A 14405-nucleotide genomic window follows, 5' to 3' on the forward strand; every position below is an offset into this window, starting at 1 on the left:
GCCACCGCCAATGCAATCCCGGCCTGCGCACCATCGCCGATCGCTTTCATCACGCGTTGATCGATCGTGAACCGGGCAACCTCGGGATGGTGACGTCTGCAAATTGGGGCTTCACGTCCCCGTTGGGAGCGCGCCATCCTTGCTGGCGGTCATCCGACGTTTCGCCGCGTTTGATGGCAACAGGCGACCATCGGCGTTGAACTCGCTTAGATCGGTCAGCAGTGCGTCGGCCTCGGCAAAGTCTTCGCCCTTTGAGTATTGACTTGGTGTGATGACTACGCGCAGCCCAGCCGCCTTGGCGGCCAGCAGGCCGTTGCGCGAGTCCTCGAAAGCGACGCAGCAATCCGGGCCAAGTCCAAGCCGGTCCAGCGCAATCGTATAGATGTCGGGGGCCGGCTTCTTGCGCGGCGCCTCGTCGCCGGCGGCTATCACATCGAACACAGCGCCGGCCGGTTCGCCCCAGCACGCGATGCAAAGCGCATCGACATTCGGCAGATTCGTCGTCGTCGCCACGGCGGTTTTGATCCCTTGGAGCTTGGCGAACTGGATGAGCTCCCGGACGCCGGGACGCAAGGGAACGCCGCCGCCGACAATGATATCGCCGTAAGCCTTGGTCTTTTGGCGATGCAGGCTGGCGATGCTCTCATCCGACATGACAACTCCGGGGTATGCGCGCTCAAGAAAGGCACGGATCCGCTCTTTGCCGCCGGTGACCTTGAGGAGTTCCCCATAGAGCGGCGCGTCCCAGTGCCAATCAAGACCGGCGGCAGCGAATGTCGAATTGAAGGCCTGCCGATGGGCCTCCTCCGTCTCGGCAAGTGTGCCGTCAACGTCGAAAATGAAGGCAGCGGTCTTCATGGTCTGCCGACCCCCTGCAGCACGTAATCCGAAAGATCGTCGAAGTGATCGAACACGTACACCGGTTCGAAGGCGTCGACGGACTCCCGGAGATACCCCCCGGAGAACAGCGCGAACGGAACCTTCGCGCGGAATGCGGTTTCGCCGTCGATCTCGCTGTCGCCGACATAGAGCGCGGAAGTTTCGTCCGCGCCGAGCCGGTCCAAGCAATGAAGCAGGGGAGCGGGGTCGGGTTTGAGCTGCGGCACCGTGCCTCCCCCCACAAGGGCGCCGACGAAACGCGCAAGCCCGAGCTCTTTGAGAATGGTGACGGCGAACTCAGGCGGCTTGTTCGTGCAGATGCCGAGCGCAACCCCGGATGCGGCGAGCCGCTCGAGCGTCGGCTCGACGCCAGCGTAAGGCCGTGTCAGCTGCGCCGGGGCACGCGCATAGTGCTCCCGGAAGCGGGCGAGCGCGCTATCGAAATCGTCCGCAGGGCCGCCGGTCGCCTCGAGGCACCGCGCGACCAATGTCGGCACGCCGTTGCCCACGAAACCGGCGACACGCTCGAGCGTTAAGGGCGGCCGCCCAAGGTCGCCGAGCATCCGGTTCGCCGCAGCGTGGAGATCCGGCGCACTGTCGATCAGCGTGCCGTCAAGGTCGAAAACGATCGCTTTCATCTTTTGGTTCCCGACGAAGTCGGCGGCTGGGTGCTCAAACTCGACTCCTTCTCCTCGCCCGAAACATCGACAAGCTCGAAATCGATTGTGACGCGATCTGGAGCTGTCGGCCGGAACACCTTGTCGGCATAGCCGACGTGATCAGGGTGATCGCGGTAGCTGGCGACGACCTCGGGGGACGCGAAGCGGATGAGCCAGCAGTAGAGATATGGTGCATCCGTTCGCAGCGCGCGCCCGGCCAGCACATTGCGCACACCGGGGATTGCGCCAATCGCCTCAACGCCCTGCGCCGCAAAAGCGCTCCAGTCTACGTTCTGCCCGCCGTCGCGCAGGTTGTAGACGACGACATGCTCGACTTCGCGCCAACGACGGCAAGCGGCCGACGCGGCGCCGGCGCGTCCCGCCGCTCCGAACAGCCGGCAGGTCCGCTCGACCTCGGCGCGAACAGCCCCCCGAACGCCGTGGATGAGTGCGGTGTAAGCCGGCGAGTCCTTGCTTTCCGCTTCCGCCACTATCGAACGCGCCGCGGCGTCGGCGAGGCCGGTAAAGTAGTTAATCTTGGCGACACCGTTTGCGGCGAGCATCGCGTACTGATCGTCGCTCAAGCCGGTCCCGCCATGGATGACGAGCGGAATGTGCAGGGCATCGCTGAGCGCGGACAGACGTTCGAAGTCGAGTCGCGGCGCGCCGCGCAGACGGCCGTGGACGGTGCCGATGGAGACCGCAAGGCAATCCACATGCGTTTCCGCGATGTACCGCTCGGCGTCCGCGAGCGAAGTCATCTGCATCGCGCCGGGATGTTTTTCTGCGTCCTCCCCCTCGACGCCGGGCACATAGCCGAGCTCGCCCTCCACCGTCACGCCGCAGCCGCGGGCAAGGCGGACGACCTCGCGCGTGGCCGTGATGTTGTCCTCGAGCGACGATAGCGACGCGTCGACCATGACACTGTTGCAGCCGAACCGGATCGCCCGTTCGACCGTCGTGAGGGAGTGCCCGTGGTCCAGATGGATGGTAACCGGCACCCGGGCGCGGCGCGCGGCATCCACGACCGCCGGCATGAAGCACTCGAAATCGAAATGATCGAAATGGGACTCGGCCAAGCTCACGATCACCGGGGCGTCGCAGCCCTCGGCGCCGTCCAGCACAGCCTCTAGAAAAGCTGTGTCCACGACATCATAGGCGCCGACGGCGTATCGCTCGCAATGGGCGTGCCGAAGCAGGTCGCTCATGTCCACGAGCGCCATCGGTTTACGCTGCCTTTCTCTGCGCCGCAGTCGCAGCCTCGCGGATGGCGCGGATGTTCCGAGCGTAGGGTGCAGGGTCGGCAACCGATCCGCCCTTGAAGACAGCCGATCCCGCAACTAGTACGTCAGCGCCAGCGGCGGCGACCAGCGGCGCCGTCTCGGGCGTTACACCGCCATCAACCTCGATATGAATAGGCCGGTCTCCAACCATCTGGCGCAAACGGCGAATCTTGGGGACCATGGCCTCGATGAAGCTTTGCCCGCCGAAGCCGGGGTTGACTGTCATCACGAGGATCAGGTCGACGCGGTCGAGGACGAATTCGATCGCTTCCGCCGGCGTGGACGGGTTAAGCGAGACGCCCGCTTTAGCCCCGGCGGCGCGGATGGCCTGCAAGGTCCGGTCAAGATGCGGGCCAGCCTCGGCATGTGCGGTGATGATGTCGGCGCCGGCCTCGGCGAATGCGTGAATGTAGGGGTCCACTGGAGCGATCATCAGATGTACATCCATGACGGTCTTCACGTGGGGCCGGATGGCCCTGCAGAGTTGCGGGCCAAAGGTGATGTTCGGCACGAAATGGCCGTCCATCACGTCGACATGCACCCAATCGCAGCCTTGTGCTTCGATAGCGCGGCATTCGGCGCCGAAAGCGGCGAAGTCGGCGCTGAGGATGGAAGGTGCGATCTTGATGGAGCGATCGAACGTCATCTGTCGTCCTCCTTCCCGCCGTCCTCAGGCGCCACATCGCTGTCCAGCCCGCCGCGAAACACGCGGCTCGCACGCACGTCGCTTTCCTCGATCGTGGATACCGCCTCGATCCCTACCCGGCCGCCTACGCTCTCGAAGAGGCGATTGGCTTGACGCAGCCGCATACGATCAATGGCGTTGAGGATCGAGCGCGCGTTGGCAAAATGCGGTTGCGCGCGCCGCAGCGCGCCATCGCCGGGCGCGCTCCTTGCGGTTACGGTCGGGGACTTCAATGCTTCGTTCATGACAGGTTCCTGGTTCATGCGGCACTGGCAGCGGAGATTTGCGGCTATAGCGCGCCATTGGTGTAGCGCTTCGCCATTTCGCTCAGCGGAATCGGCTTGATCTTCGAGGCGTTGCCCGCAGCGCCGAACGCTTCGAAACGCTCCGCGCAGACCTTCCGCATCGCGTCCATCGCCGGCTTCAGGAACTTGCGAGGATCGAACTCATCTTTCTTCGTATTGGCGATGCGACGGAATTCAGCAGTTGCGGCGAGTCGGAGATCGGTGTCGATGTTGATTTTCCGCACCCCGTGTTTGATGCCGCGCACAATCTCTTCGACAGGCACACCATAGGTTTCGCGCATTTGCCCGCCATGTGCGTTGAAAACCTCCTGCCATTCCTCCGGAACCGACGAGGACCCATGCATGACGATGTGCGTGTTTGGCAGCTTCTGATGGATCGCTTCGATCACAGACATGGCCAGCACTTCGCCCGTCGGCTTCCTCGTGAATTTGTATGCGCCGTGGCTTGTGCCGATGGCGACGGCCAGCGCATCGACTTTCGTCTCGGCAACGAAGCGCATGGCTTCGTCGGGATCCGTCAGGAGCATCGACTTGTCGAGCTTGCCTTCGAATCCGTGCCCGTCCTCCGCCTCGCCAAGGCCGGTCTCCAACGAGCCGAGACAGCCGAGCTCACCCTCCACCGATACCCCGACCATATGGGCGAGTTCGGTGACTTGCCGCGTCACCTTGACGTTGTAGTCGTAGTCGGCTGGCGTCTTTGCATCCTCCTTCAGCGAGCCGTCCATCATGACAGACGAAAAGCCGTTCTGGATCGCGGAAAGGCAGGTACTGACGTCGTTTCCGTGATCTTGATGCAAACACACAGGTATGTCGGGAAACATCTCGACGAGCGCCTCAATCACCTTTCGCAGCATGACGTCCCCGGCGTAGGAGCGCGCGCCTCGACTGGCCTGAATGATGACGGGCGCGTCCATTTCGCGGGCTGCCTCCAGTATTGCGAGGCCCTGTTCCATATTGTTGATATTGAAGGCCGGGACGCCGTAACCCTGTTCCGCCGCGTGGTCGAGCAATTGTCTGAGCGTTATGAGCGCCATCGTCGTTTCCTTTCCGATCATGCCAACTGGGGGGTTCTGAGAACCGACACGCCCGGCAGTTCCTTGCCCTCTAACCATTCGAGGAAAGCGCCACCTGCCGCGGACACATAGGTGAAGTCGTCGGTCACTCCGGCAGCGTTCAACGCCGCGACCGTATCGCCGCCCCCGGCAATCGATCTAACCTGCCCGACACGTGTCAGGCGCGCCGCTTCGGCGGCGACAGCCTCCGTGGCGTGATCGAAAGGCTCGATCTCGAAAGCGCCAAGAGGGCCGTTCCAGAGGATGGTCTTCGCCTCTGCAAGGACATCCCAAATGCGCTCGATTGAGCGCGGGCCTGCGTCCAGTATCATGCCGTGCTCAGGACAACCGTCGAGCTTGACTATGTGCGCCTGCGCGCCGCGCTCGAAGCGGTCAGCCCAAACAATGTCGACCGGCAAGACGATCTGGCAGCCGCAGCTTTGGGCCCGCGACAGGATCTTGCGCACGGTCTCGAACTGAGCGGGTTCGTGCAATGATTTGCCAATAGGCAAGCCGTTTGCGGCCAGGAACGTATTGGCCATGCCGCCGCCGACGATCACGGTATCGAGCTTGCCAATCAGATTGAAGAGCACGTCAATCTTGCTCGATACCTTGGCACCGCCCACGAGCGCGACGGCAGGCCGCTGCGGTGCTTCCAGCGCCTGCGTGAGTGCCGAGATCTCCGCCATCATCAGCGGACCGGCCACGGCCGGCAGTCGCTCCGCGATGGCTACCGTCGATGCGTGTGCCCGATGCGCACAGGAGAATGCATCGTTGACGTAGAGATCGCCTAGCTCCGCCAGTTCTTCCGCCAGGCTCGCGTCATTGGCTTCCTCGCGCTGGTCGAACCGTAGATTCTCGCAGACGAGAACATCGCCAGGGCCGAGTGCGGCGGCCGACCTCGCGGCGACGGGTCCACTTATCGCTTCGCTGAAGGCCACGTCCTTGCCAAGCACTCGGCCCAGGGCCGCGGCCACTGGTTCAAGTGAGAGTTCCGGCCGCCGCTGCCCGTCGGGGCGCCCGAGGTGAGAGAGAACGACGGCTCGGGCACCTCTCGCCAGAAGCGGTTTCAGACCAGCCACGAAGCGCTCGATGCGCGTCGCGTCCGCAACGCCGCCGTTGTTCATCGGCACATTCAAGTCGGCGCGAATGAGGAGGCGACGGCTGGATATCTCGACGTCGTGGACGGACTTCAGCGTCATCCGATGAGCCTCCCCATCGCGACGGCCGTATCGGCCATCCGGTTCGAGAAGCCCCATTCATTGTCGTACCACGACATGACGCGACAGAGGCGCCCGTCGATCACCTTGGTCTGATCCGTATGGACGATCGAAGAGCGCGGATCATGCGTGAAATCCACAGAGACCAGCGGTTCGTCCGTGAAGCCCAGGATACCCTCAAGGTCCGCGCCGGCAGCTGTCCGGACGACGCTGTTGATCTCCTCGGCGGTCGTCTCGCGGCTCGCGATGAACTTAAAATCGACGACCGAAACGTTCGGAGTCGGCACCCTGATCGCGACACCGTCGAGTTTGCCATTCAGCTCCGGCAGCACCAGGCCCACCGCCTTGGCCGCTCCCGTCGAGGTCGGGATCATCGACATCGCCGCGGCGCGGGCTCTGTACGGATCCTTGTGCAGAGTATCGAGCGTCGGCTGGTCGCCGGTATAGCTATGGATCGTCGTCATGAATCCCTTGTCGATGCCGATGGCCCGGTGAAGCACCGCCGCGACCGGGGCGAGACAATTGGTGGTGCAGGAGGCGCAGGAAACGACAATGTCTTCCGCCGACAGGCTATTGTGGTTGACGCCGAAGACGATTGTTTTGTCGGCGCCTGAGGCGGGAGCGGAGACCAGGACGCGCTTCGAGCCGTTCTCGAGGTGTAGCGAGGCCTTCTCGCGCGCGACGAAGATGCCGGTGCATTCAAGCGCGATGTCCACGTCTTTCCATGGCAGTGTTTTTGGGTCGCGCTCGGCGGTCACACGGATCGGCGAGCCGCGACCAATATCAATGCTGGCGCCGTTCACCTTGACGGCGCCCGGGAAAGTTCCGTGCACGCTGTCATATCGCAGCAGATGGGCGTTAATATCGACTGAGCCGAGATCGTTAATCGCGACGACTTCGATATCGCCCCGCCCCGATTCGTAGATCGCGCGCAGCACGTTGCGCCCGATGCGCCCGAATCCATTAATGGCAACCTTGACCGTCATTTGTGCTCCTCCCCGGGCTTACGGGCGAGCCGCCACCCCTCGGCCGCGACTCTTTCGGCTGTGATGCCAAAGTGGTTGTAAAGATCGGCGGCAGGACCAGAGGCGCCGAAACCCGTCATTCCGACGAAGCTGGAATTGGACCCGAGCCATTCTGCCCAGCCGAGAGCGACGCCCGCCTCCACACCGACGCGCGGCGCCTCGCCCAGCACGGATGCGCGATAGTCGGCTTCCTGGGCGGCAAACAGCTCCCAGCAGGGCGCAGAAACTACGGCGACCGCCAGCCCGTCTGCCGCCAGCCTGTCGGCCGCCTCGACGGCAACGACGACCTCAGATCCCGTGGCGATCAACGTCAAATCGCGGCTCGCGCCCGGGTCGCGCAGGAGATAGGCGCCGCGTGCCGTCATGTTCTCGTCGCCATGCTCCGTGCGCAGCGTCGGCAGATCCTGCCGTGAGAGGCAAAGCACCGACGGCGTCTTGGCTGCGACGAGCGCGACCTCCCAAGCTTCCGCGGTCTCCACCGCGTCGGCGGGCCGGAACACGTAGACGTTCGGCATCGCTCTCAGCGATGCGAGGTGCTCGACCGGTTGGTGCGTCGGACCGTCCTCCCCCAGGCCGATGCTGTCGTGCGTCATCACGTAGATGACCGGCCGACCCATGAGAGCCGACAGACGAATTGCGGGGCGACAATAGTCGGCGAAGGCGAGGAACGTGCCGCCATAGGGCCGCAATCCTCCATGCAGCGAGATGCCGTTCATCGCCGCGGCCATCCCATGCTCGCGCACCCCGTAGTGGATGTAGTTGCCCGTGAAGTCGGCCCGCGTCACGGGATGCATGCCCTTGGTGCGCGTGTTGTTGGAGCCGGTGAGATCGGCTGAGCCTCCTACCATGTTGGGGATGGTCGAATTCACGACCTCCAACGCCAGTTCGGAACCCTTGCGAGTGGCAACCTTCGGCCGCTCGCCGCACAGGCGTCGGCGATGATCGGCCAGCGCTGCATGCAACCTCGCGGCATCGGGGGGCGCGAGATGGGCCACAAACTCCTCCTGCTGGGGACTGCGAGCGAGCCGCTCTTGCCACTCGGCTCGGATGCGCGTTCCGCGAGCGCCGATTACGCGCCAGGCATGAACGATCTCCTCCGGAACCTCGAAGGGCGGATAGATCCAGCCAAGGCTTTCGCGTGCCGCGGCTACCTCCTCCTTGCCCAGCGGCGCACCATGCGTGGCCGATGTCCCCTGCTTATTGGGCGCGCCGAAGCCAATGATGGTGCGGCAGGCGACCAGAGAGGGGCGGGGATCGGCCTGTGCTTCGGCGATCGTCTTGGCGACCGCTTCCCGGTCGTGGCCGTCAACGGCCACGACATGCCAGCCGGCGGCAGCGAACCGCGCCTTCTGATCCAGCGAGGTCGACAGACTTGTGGGCCCGTCGATTGTGATCTGGTTGTCGTCCCACAGCACGATGAGCCGGCCAAGGCCGAGATGGCCGGCAAGGTCAATCGCCTCATGACTGATCCCCTCCATCAGGCAGCCGTCGCCGGCGATCACATATGTATGGTGATCGACGAGCTCGTCGCCAAAACGCGCATTCAGCATACGTTCGCTGAGAGCCATACCCACGGCGGTTGCGATTCCCTGGCCGAGCGGACCGGTAGTCGTTTCGATTCCCGCAGCATGGCCGAATTCCGGATGCCCAGCTGTCCGGCTGCCGAGTTGGCGAAATCGGCGCAGCTGGTCCATGGACATGTCTTGGAAGCCGAGGAGGTGGTGAAGTGCGTACAGCAACATCGATCCATGCCCAGCGCTCAGCACAAAACGGTCGCGATCGGGCCAATTGGGCTGCGTCGGGTCGATCTTCACGAAGCGGTTGAAGAGCACGGTAGCGGCATCCGCCATGCCCATGGGCATTCCGGGATGGCCTGACTTCGCAGCCTCTACCGCATCCATCGCGAGCGCGCGGATCGCGTTCGCCATCTGCGCCTCATCGATGATTTCATTGTGCTCGGCAACGAGGTTCATGAGGACGACCCTTTCAAACGTTTGGATTGATCGACGAGCCGAAGGATCATCGGTGTGAGGATGAGTTGCATCGCGAGATCGAGCTTGTCTCCGGGTACCACAATCGAGTTGGCTCGGCTCATCCAGCTGCCGCAGATCATCTGCGTGAGATAGGGGAAATCGATGCCGCGCGGGCTCTTGAAGCGAACGACAACCAGGCTTTCCCCGGCCGTCGGAATCCAGCGGGCGATGAACGGATTGGATGTATCGACAACCGGCACGCGCTGGAAATTGATGTCGGTCTCAGAGAATTGCGGACAGATGCAGTGCACATAGGCGTGCATCCGCCGCAGGATGACATCGGTCACGGCTTCGGTGGTGTAGCCGCGTGAAGCCTTGTCCCTATGGATTTTCTGGATCCATTCGAGGTTGATCACCGGAACAACGCCGATCTTCAGATCGGCATGGTCGGCGATGCGAATGTCCTGGGTACGCACAGCTCCGTGCAACCCTTCATAGAGGAGAACGTCCGACCCCTTCTCGAAATCTTCCCATTCGGTAAAGCGACCAGGCGGCACTCCGTAGCGTTCGGCTTCCTCGCCGTCGTGGACGTAGTGACGCGTACGCCCAGTGCCTGTCGCACCGTACGAAGCGAAGACTTTCTCAAGCGCGGCAAGCTCATTTGCCTCGAAGCTGAAGTGGCTGAAGGTGCGATCGCCCTCGTCATAGCGGCGCTGGAGCTCAGCCTTCATCTCCGCGCGATCGAACCTGTGGAACGCGTCGCCCTCGATCGAGACCGCTTTGATGCCCTCCCTCCTGAAGATCTGATCGAACGTGTGCTTAACAGTGCTTGTGCCCGCGCCAGAGGATCCGACAACCGAGATGATTGGATGCTTGCTGCTCACCTTCGCCCCTTTCCGGGTTTGATCGTCACACCCTGAACAAGCCACGCTTGCCGAACAGTGGCGAGATTTCGCTTTCGGGAAGGTCGTGATACGCGCGAACTCGGCTGACTTTCTCGGCAGTGCCGAAGACGAGTGGCGTGCGCTGATGGAGCTCACTCGGAGTCAGGTCGAGGATGCGGTCGATCCCGTCGGTCGCCTTGCCGCCTGCGCGCTCAACGATGAAGGCGATCGGTGCGCACTCATAGACCAGGCGCAGTCGCCCCTGGCCATAGCCTCGCCTGGCGTCAGCGGGATAAAGGAAAATCCCGCCCCGCGTGAGAATTCGGTGGGTCTCGGCGACCAGCGATGCGACCCAACGCATATTGAAGTTCTCTCCCCACGGCCCTTCATCACCGGCGATGCAGTCGTCGACGAAAGCCCGTATCGGCCGCGGCCAATGCCGGTAATTGGATGCGTTGATGGCGAACTCGGTTGTCCGATCAGGGATGCGCAAGCTGTCGGAAACGAGGAAGAAGTGACCACGGTCGAGCACAAACTGGGCAAGTCTGGTCCGAGTCGCGAGGATGAACACCGTTTGTGGGCCATAGACCACATAACCTGCAGCGATTTGCTCGCGCCCCGGACGATGGAAACTCTCCAGGCCGGATTCTTTGGCTTCGAAGACCGAGAAGATCGTCCCGATCGAGATGTTCACATCGATGTTGGACGACCCGTCCAGCGGATCAATTGCAAGCGCTAGAGTGCCTTCGGGGTTGAGGATTTCCGCAGTTGGGCGCTCCTCCGAGGCATACCAGCGAACAGGTGTGGGAGCGAGCGCCTTGGCGAAGAGTTCATCCGCCACGACGTCGAGTTTCTTCTGGCGGTCGCCATCGCTGTTCGCACCCACCTCCTCGCCGAGGCGCCCATTGAGCGGACCGCTCGATATCACCCCGGCTAGGGTCTCCGCGACAAAGGCGAGCGCCGTAACGGTGATCGCAAGCGGTTCCGAAACGGAGCCTTCGCCCTCAAGGAAGCTTTCGAGAGTGCCTTCCAGTGCCGTCATGACCGTGCTCCCAGGAGCCAGCTCCCGCACACGGTACTTTGACGCGAGCTAAAGGGAACTTTGAAAATACCTTTGCAGCATGAAACAAAACTACTGCCAGGTTTCACGACTAGGCGATCACGCTGGAGTAGCTGCGGGCGCTGACAGCGATCGTCGAAGCCGGAAACCTCACGTCGGGAGCCGTCCAGCGGATCGATTGCGAGCGCCAGCGGCGCACCTGCGTCGAGGCGAACAGGCGCGGCCAGTTCCTCTGATGCATAAAGCGCGACAGGCGCGCAACGGGCCGCGTCGAGAAAGGTTTCGTCAGCGTAGATGTCGAGGCTGCGCTGCACACCGCCATCGGCATTTTTCCCGAAGCCTGTGGTCGCGAAGGCAGAGCTGGTGGTCCCGAAGCCAACCTCGTTGCGGATTCTCAGGGCTGCTGCGGCAAGCATGCAAACTGTCTCGGCGACCGCCGCGCGTGGACTGTCTCCGGCGTGCTCGTAAGAAGCAAGAAATGCGTCCAGGGTCGACGCGTTCATTGGGAACCTCTCCTCCGATCGCCGCTCTCAGCAGCGACGCCGCCAATGAGACCGAAACGCCCTCGTAAGGGAAAGTTTAATCTCTTTACATGCAGAATAAGAATTCGTTACTCTTGGCCATGAGAAACCTGACCCTTCGACAGCTTCGCGCTCTTTCGGAAATCCAGGCCTACGGAAGAATCGTCAACGCTGCCAAATCGTTAGGGCTTACGGCCCCGGCAGTAACCCTACAGCTCAAACAAGCTGAAGCAGAGGCCGGCCTCACACTGTTCGATCGCACTTCGGACGGCATGCGGCCGACCGCCGCAGGCCGGGCTTTCATCGACGCCGCCCGCGCAATCGAGGAACGGCTGCGCATGCTGACCGACGAGATCGACGCGATTCGCGGTGCGCGCCTGGGCAGCCTTATCGTCGGGGCGGTCTCGACAGCGAAATATTTCGCACCGAGGCTATTCGCAGGCTTCATGCACGACTTTCCCGGCATCGACATGAAGCTCGTCGTCGGCAATAGGGAAGAGACGATTATCAGCCTGAGAGAACATCAAATCGACGTCGCGCTAATGGGCCGTCCACCCCGCGATTTGGATGTGCACGCCACCGTGTTCGGTGATCATCCACTGGTCGTTATCGCGGCTCCCTGCCATCCGCTTGCCGGCAGGCGTGACATCCTAAAGGAAGAGATCGCGCGCGAGCACTTCATCATACGCGAGCGGGGTTCCGGCACGCGCATCTCATTCGAGCGTTTCCTGGGAGAAGTTCCGGGCAAGCTGGATGAGCCCGGCACGGAAATGGATTCAAATGAGACGATCAAGCAGGCAGTGATGGCAGGGCTCGGCATTGCCTTCATTTCCGCCCATACTGTCGCCTGGGAGGTGGAGGCCGGTCGGCTCGCCGTGCTCGACGTCGTCGGTCTTCCAATACGTCGGCAATGGTTCGCGATCAGCCGCGCCGATCGCGCCGTGACCCCTACCCTCGGCGCGTTCCGCGGCTTTCTCGAGAGCAAAGGGGCGACCTTCTTGCCGGTTCTGGGTAAGCTGTACCCTGCGGCCTGACAGGCTCGCGGATCGCGATGCTGATCGGGCGACAGCGGCCAACCTTTAGATCGAGATCTAGGAGATCTAAGAAATGCAACGTGTCACCGTGACCCTTGATGATCTGATGGCGGGGCTCGATCGCACCATCGCCTCGAGGGGCTATCAGAACCGGTCAGAGGCGATCCGCGACCTTGTGCGCGCCGGCGCGAAGGAACTGATAGTTGACGCACCGGGTGACAGCGAATGCATCGCCGCGCTCGTTTATGTCTACGATCATTCTGCTCGTGAGCTTTCCGAGCGCCTCACCCACTCGTTCCATGATCACCACGATCTGTCGCTTGCCACGATGCATATCCACCTCGACCACAGCAACTGCATGGAAGTGACCGTGCTGAAGGGGAACGCTGGCGAAGTGCAGCACATGGCCGAGCACGTGATCGCCGAGCGTGGCGTGCGACACGGCCGGCTGATAATCATACCGGTCGAGGTCGAGACGCAAAGCCATAGCCATCATGGTGGCGCTGAACGGCGGCACTCCCACCTTCGCGTCAGATAGCGTTTTTGGACACCAGAAACGGTGTCAGAAGCAGTTACGGCATCATCATCCTCGTCTGATCAAAGCTCAGCGATCGGCCTAGGCCAGAGTCTCGATAGCCTGCCGTTTCCACCGCGTGATCCGGTAAGGGTGTTTCGCCGCCAGTTCCGTAACCACCCGCTCCTCGTGAATATCCTCAAGAGCGTCCTTCTCCGTGGACTTCGTCGAAGACCCCATCGATGTAACTTCATCTTAGATCGTCCATAAGGCGACCCACTTTCTGTTCAAACATCGCTGAGCGTTACTTTGGCATTTCAATCACATAGATGTTCGCGTTTTCTACAGAATGGTGCACCACCCTCATTACGCCCCGTGTACCTTTTTCCGGCGGCTTCTGGATGCACGCCGTGGGTCGCGCGAAGTGAAGCGTAGCGGAACGTAGCGTGACCCACGGGCGACGGCCCGAAACGGCGTAGCTTTCCCGAACCGAGCCGATTCGTCGGGAGCGACCAATCGCCCCCTGTGGCCCGACCACCTGGGGGGACGCGTGCCCCGTCGGATTGGCCGTGATCGATGCCTCGTGGTGAGTCCGCGCCGGATCTGTAGAGCATTATCCGAGCGCCAGTACAGGGATCGGCGAAGATCGCGGTGGCTCGCATGCTCGAACGAGAGAGGGAATGACCTATCAGAAACAATGGTATGCCGGCGTCGACTGGGCGTCGCAGAGCCATCATGTGTTCCTCACGGACGGTGATGGCCGAAAAATCGGCGAAAGGGTCTTCAGGCACGGCGGCGAGGGCCTCGCCGAGATGGCGGCCTGTGACGGCGACCAGCGGTGCGCTCGAGGCGGGCCAGATCCAGGTCGCGATCGAGGTGCCGCATGGCCCCCGTGGTCGAAACGCTGATCGAGCGTGGCTTCACGGTGCACGCCATCAATCCGAAACAAATGGATCGCTTCCGCGACCGCTTCACCCTTGCCGGCGCCAAGGACGACAGCCGCGACGCCGGAGTGATGGCCTCGGCCATGCGCACCGATCCGCGGTGCTTCCGGCCGCTCGCGGCCGCCGATCCCGTCGTCATCGAATTGCGCGAGTGGTCACGCATTGCCGAGGGTCTCGGGGCCGAGCGCAACCGGTTGACGAACCGCATGCGCGAGCAGCTCTGGCGCTACTTTCCGGCGCTGCTCGAGCTCGAAAATGATCTCGGGGCCGAATAGCTGCTCGATCTGTGGGAGACCGTGCCGACGCCGGCCAAAGCCGCGCGTATCCGCGAGGCTACAATCGCCAAGCTGCTCAAGCGCCATCGAAT

At 62.5% G+C, this 14405-nt stretch carries 14 protein-coding genes and 1 pseudogene; 3 read left to right on the forward strand and 12 right to left on the reverse strand.

From position 1 onward, the window contains the following. Positions 1 to 111 precede the first annotated feature (111 nt). The 12 genes and pseudogenes from F3H57_RS11305 to F3H57_RS11365 all read right to left on the reverse strand — a co-directional run bounded on the left by F3H57_RS11305 (position 112) and on the right by F3H57_RS11365 (position 11528). The gene (locus tag F3H57_RS11305; protein WP_223163053.1) at positions 112 to 858 is read right to left on the reverse strand and encodes an HAD family hydrolase; all 747 of its coding nucleotides are present in this window, start codon (positions 856 to 858) and stop codon (positions 112 to 114) included. Then, positions 855 to 1517, reverse strand: coding sequence for a phosphoglycolate phosphatase (gph, locus tag F3H57_RS11310; protein WP_149756021.1), 663 nt, complete (start codon positions 1515 to 1517; stop codon positions 855 to 857). Before gph ends, F3H57_RS11305 begins: the two co-directional genes overlap by 4 nt. Continuing rightward, entirely contained in the window at positions 1514 to 2746 is a 1233-nt protein-coding gene (locus F3H57_RS11315; RefSeq protein WP_262504510.1) for a class II fructose-bisphosphate aldolase, read from the reverse strand. Before F3H57_RS11315 ends, gph begins: the two co-directional genes overlap by 4 nt. Positions 2747 to 2765: 19 nt before the next feature. After that, the gene (rpe, locus tag F3H57_RS11320) at positions 2766 to 3467 is read right to left on the reverse strand and encodes a ribulose-phosphate 3-epimerase (RefSeq protein ID WP_149756022.1); all 702 of its coding nucleotides are present in this window, start codon (positions 3465 to 3467) and stop codon (positions 2766 to 2768) included. Then, positions 3464 to 3691, reverse strand: a pseudogene (locus F3H57_RS11325) (CbbX protein); the annotation flags it as partial. The pseudogene F3H57_RS11325 and the gene rpe, both read right to left, overlap by 4 nt. A gap of 104 nt (positions 3692 to 3795) precedes the next feature. After that, positions 3796 to 4845, reverse strand: coding sequence for a class II fructose-bisphosphate aldolase (gene fba, locus F3H57_RS11335; RefSeq protein WP_149756024.1), 1050 nt, complete (start codon positions 4843 to 4845; stop codon positions 3796 to 3798). A gap of 17 nt (positions 4846 to 4862) precedes the next feature. Then, a complete protein-coding gene (locus tag F3H57_RS11340) occupies positions 4863 to 6065 on the reverse strand; it encodes a phosphoglycerate kinase (RefSeq protein WP_149756025.1) in 1203 nt (400 codons plus the stop codon). Then, positions 6062 to 7069: a type I glyceraldehyde-3-phosphate dehydrogenase gene (gene gap / locus F3H57_RS11345; protein WP_149756026.1), complete on the reverse strand. Its 1008-nt coding sequence runs from the start codon at positions 7067 to 7069 to the stop codon at positions 6062 to 6064. Before gap ends, F3H57_RS11340 begins: the two co-directional genes overlap by 4 nt. Further along, positions 7066 to 9081 (reverse strand): transketolase, encoded by a 2016-nt coding sequence (gene tkt / locus F3H57_RS11350; RefSeq protein ID WP_149756027.1) that lies wholly within the window; start codon positions 9079 to 9081, stop codon positions 7066 to 7068. The genes gap and tkt overlap by 4 nt, the downstream gene beginning before the upstream one ends. Then, positions 9078 to 9965: a phosphoribulokinase gene (locus F3H57_RS11355; protein ID WP_149756028.1), complete on the reverse strand. Its 888-nt coding sequence runs from the start codon at positions 9963 to 9965 to the stop codon at positions 9078 to 9080. Before F3H57_RS11355 ends, tkt begins: the two co-directional genes overlap by 4 nt. A 25-nt stretch (positions 9966 to 9990) precedes the next feature. Beyond that, a complete protein-coding gene (locus tag F3H57_RS11360; RefSeq protein ID WP_149756029.1) occupies positions 9991 to 11007 on the reverse strand; it encodes a class 1 fructose-bisphosphatase in 1017 nt (338 codons plus the stop codon). Next, positions 11004 to 11528 carry an FIG domain-containing protein gene (locus F3H57_RS11365; protein WP_149756030.1) on the reverse strand — a complete coding sequence of 175 codons (525 nt, stop codon included), beginning with the start codon at positions 11526 to 11528 and terminating at the stop codon, positions 11004 to 11006. Before F3H57_RS11365 ends, F3H57_RS11360 begins: the two co-directional genes overlap by 4 nt. Positions 11529 to 11647: 119 nt before the next feature. Here F3H57_RS11365 and F3H57_RS11370 point away from each other — a divergent pair, with 119 nt between their 5' ends. From F3H57_RS11370 to F3H57_RS22535, 3 genes are all read left to right on the forward strand, one after another. Continuing rightward, a complete protein-coding gene (locus tag F3H57_RS11370; protein ID WP_149756121.1) occupies positions 11648 to 12580 on the forward strand; it encodes a LysR family transcriptional regulator in 933 nt (310 codons plus the stop codon). A 73-nt stretch (positions 12581 to 12653) separates the two neighbouring features. Continuing rightward, positions 12654 to 13118: a nickel-responsive transcriptional regulator NikR gene (gene nikR, locus F3H57_RS11375; protein WP_149756031.1), complete on the forward strand. Its 465-nt coding sequence runs from the start codon at positions 12654 to 12656 to the stop codon at positions 13116 to 13118. A gap of 859 nt (positions 13119 to 13977) precedes the next feature. Next, entirely contained in the window at positions 13978 to 14313 is a 336-nt protein-coding gene (locus tag F3H57_RS22535) for an IS110 family transposase (protein WP_223163055.1), read from the forward strand. Positions 14314 to 14405 lie beyond the last annotated feature (92 nt).

The sequence above is a fragment of the Roseivivax sediminis genome (assembly GCF_900112685.1).
Classification (GTDB): domain Bacteria; phylum Pseudomonadota; class Alphaproteobacteria; order Rhodobacterales; family Rhodobacteraceae; genus Roseivivax; species Roseivivax sediminis.